The organism is Acinetobacter sp. 1294596 (assembly GCF_000582925.1).
Classification (GTDB): domain Bacteria; phylum Pseudomonadota; class Gammaproteobacteria; order Pseudomonadales; family Moraxellaceae; genus Acinetobacter; species Acinetobacter radioresistens.
The window spans coordinates 1-3,345 of sequence record NZ_JFCC01000082.1 but is presented as its reverse complement, the minus strand read 5'-3'; the positions used below and the strand labels follow the sequence as shown (position 1 = coordinate 3,345).

3 protein-coding genes and 1 pseudogene are annotated in these 3,345 nt (G+C 36.4%); 2 read left to right on the top strand and 2 right to left on the bottom strand.

The features are described from left to right. A partial coding sequence (locus J502_RS16765) for a helix-turn-helix domain-containing protein (RefSeq protein WP_033844983.1) occupies positions 1-311 on the bottom strand: 311 nt, incomplete at its 3' end. 56 nt (positions 312-367) lie between these two features. Between J502_RS16765 and J502_RS15690 the strand changes: the two are divergent. Both J502_RS15690 and J502_RS15685 read left to right on the top strand, forming a co-directional pair. After that, positions 368-628, top strand: a pseudogene (locus tag J502_RS15690) (integrase core domain-containing protein); the annotation flags it as partial. Between the two features lie 81 nt (positions 629-709). Then, entirely contained in the window at positions 710-2,665 is a 1,956-nt protein-coding gene (locus J502_RS15685) for an alkyl/aryl-sulfatase (protein ID WP_000693745.1), read from the top strand. A 357-nt stretch (positions 2,666-3,022) separates the two neighbouring features. Here the strand turns inward: J502_RS15685 and J502_RS16760 are convergent. Next, the coding region (locus tag J502_RS16760) for an IS30 family transposase (protein ID WP_153560267.1) at positions 3,023-3,345 on the bottom strand (323 nt) is incomplete at its 5' end.

Genomic DNA, 3,345 nt, shown 5'->3' with positions numbered 1-3,345 from the left:
AAACGCTTTGCTATTTGCTGAGGAGACCATAAACAACGGATCGCTTCAACAATAAATTTCCAGAGGATTGAATCGATTTTGAGTTTTCTGTGACCACGTCTACGTCTAGCGAAGGTGTTATCAGAAGCATATCGAGCTTGATAAACGTCATTGATGCTATTTCTTTTAAGCTCACGATAGATCGTACTAGGATGTCTTTTAATGAGTTCAGCAAATTTTCTGGCTGAAAAGCCTTCTTTTCTTGACTCAAGCATTAATGCAGTACGATCTTCAAAGTTAAGATGATGGTATGACAATTTTATATACTCCATAAACCCTTTAAATTAATTAGGTGGTTTATGTCGCACTTCAAGTTTTACTCTGCCATGTATTGAAATCAAATGACATCCAAATCAGCATGGATGGTAAAGGTCGATGGGTTGATAATGTGATGGTTGAACGATTATGGCGGAGCGTTAAATATGAAGAGGTGTATCTCAAAGCCTACAGCAATGTTTTGGATGCGAAGAAGCAATTAAACGCATATTTTGAATTTTATAATTTGAAACGACCTCATTCGAGTCTGGACAAAATGACTCCAGATGAGTTTTACTATGACCAGCTACCACAACAAAATAAGGTAGCTTAACTAGAGCAGAGTATCACTTATAAATAAGCTTTTAGTTGTTCAAACATGTGGGACCACCTCTATTTAAAAAAAGGAAAGAAGATGAAAATTAAGTTTTTAACAGTTTCATTGATGCTTATTCTGCCATTTTCTGTTTTTGCAGCAAATACTGTAGTAGAAAAAGCGGTCATTGAATCAAATAATACATATAAGGCGAAGTATAACTTAGAGGATATGACTGAGTTTAATCAGGCTCAAAAGGGCTTTATTGCCAAGCCAACAGGTCAAATTAAAAGTGAGAAAGGCAATGTTATCTGGGATTTTGATGCATTTAGTTTTTTACAAGATCAAGCACCAAATACCGTTAATCCCACTCTATGGCGACAAGCAAAATTAAACAACAATGTTGGGCTATTTAAAGTAACAGATCGAGTTTGGCAAATTCGTGGTTTTGATTTGGCAAATATGACCATCATTCAGGGTGATACTGGCTGGATTATTGTGGATACATTAACCTCTAAAGAAACGGCTGAAGCAGCACTTAAATTTGCTAGACAGCATTTAGGTGAGCAAAAAATTTCAGCCATTATCTTTACCCATAGCCATATCGATCATTTTGGTGGTGCATTAGGCGTTCTTTCTAGCGAAGAAATTAACGCTAGAAAAACTCCAATTATTGCGCCAAAAGGCTTTATGGAAGAAGCGACCAGTGAAAATGTGATGGCAGGTTCAGCCATGATACGTCGTGCGACTTATATGTATGGAACTTTTCTACCTAAAAATGCGGAAGGATTGGTGGATACAGGTTTAGGTAAGGCTGTTGCTGTGGGAAAAATGGGCATCCTTGAGCCTACACAACTGATCACTCAACCAGAACAGAAAATGACGGTTGATGGCTTGGATTTTGTGTTTTATAACGTGCCGGGTTCAGAAGCACCAGCAGAATTAACGTTCTCTATCCCATCATTGAAACTTTATAACGGCGCAGAAATTCTATCTCATACCATGCATAATCTTTATACCCTTCGGGGTGCTAAAGTCCGTGATGCCTTAAAATGGGTGGGCTATCTAGACCAAGCAATGCAGCATGCCAAAGCATCCGATGTATTGATTGCACAGCATCATTGGCCTGTCTGGGGCAATGACAATATTCAAGATTTTATTAAAACCCAGCGAGATGTTTATAAGTTCACGCATGATCAGACGGTGAGATATATGAACTCTGGTTTTAATGGCGCTGAAATTGCCGAAAAAATTAAGCTTCCAGCGGCACTTGATCAAAAACTATATGCTCATGGCTATTATGGAACCCTAAAACATAATGTAAAAGCAGTATACCAATATTATATGGGATGGTTCGATGCCCATCCTTCCAATTTAGATCCATTACCCCCTAAAGCTGTTGCAAAAAAATATATTGAGTTAGCAGGTGGGGAGAACAATGCATTGAAAAATGCGCGGGATGCCTACGCTCAAGCTGACTATAGATGGGCTGCCGAGATTTTAAAACATATTGTGTTGAATAACCCTCAAAACCAACAAGCAAAAGACTTATTGGCGAATACTTATCGTCAATTGGGCTATGCTGCTGAGGCTTCAACTTGGCGTAATTTCTTTTTGGTGGGCGCTCAAGAGCTACAAAATAATGTACCCCTACAAAATACTTCTGATCCGAGTGATTTATTGATTCATACACCAACTGAAAGATTTCTTGAAGCTATGGCGACAAATTTAGATGTGGAAAATTTAAAAAATGAAAACCAGTGTATCAATCTGGTTTTGTCGGATACCAAAGAGCATTTTTCATTATGGGTTGAAAACTCAGTCATGCAGTTTAAGCGTTATGATGAAAGTAAAGATTTGGCATTGGATTGCCCTACATTAACCTTAACCAAGCCCTTATATCTAAAAATGATTACAGGTCAAATAGAAGGGGTAAAAGTCCTGCTTTCTAAAGACAGTAAAGTCAAAGGTAATCCACTGAAAATTGGAAAATTCTTTGCAATGTTTAAACGTCCAGATTCAATTTTCCCGATTGTGACTCGACCAAATGGCTAAGCTCAAATAAGTAAAGTCGAAACTTAAATTAATAGATCCAAAGAAATGGGTGAAATTATCAACTTGGTTCTCCCAATCTTATAACAGGAATACAAGAAATTATTTCTTGTATTCCTCTTTAAAATTAAAAGTAAGCTATATGTATTTTAACTCTATTGATACTTTATTAAATGGTTTTTGAATTTTTATACTTTATTTTCGATGGAGATATTTTTATTAGTAGCTTGTTTAAAAAAGATTTGTTTATTTTTCTATTAATTGCTTCTAAATAATAACTTCAATATTTTTGTGGTTAAAAGGCAAGGGGGTATTATGATGTGTTTTTTATTGAAAATAAGCTTTTATATTAGGGCGAATTCAAACATGAGGTGCGACAGTTTGAAAAGTCTTATGATAATCAACAAGCTGAGCAAATTTCTCTAATGGTGTAAGCCAATCTAACGCTTTTCTAGGACGAGTATTCAGTGACATGGCAACTTGATTTAAATAATGCTGATCTGCCTGATTTAAATCAATCCCTTTAGGTAAATATTGCCTAATTAAACCATTCATATTTTCGCATGTGCCTTTTTGCCAGGGTGAATGTGGGTCACAGAAATATACATCTATGCCTAAATCTTCTTCAAGTATTTTATGTTCTGCCATCTCGCGTCCACGGTCATAGGTCAACGTTTTACGCA

Bases quoted from the DNA above. Each gene is read 5' to 3' on its own strand.
- J502_RS15685 (WP_000693745.1), top strand. From the start codon at position 710: ATGAAAATTAAGTTTTTAACAGTTTCATTGATGCTTATTCTGCCATTT.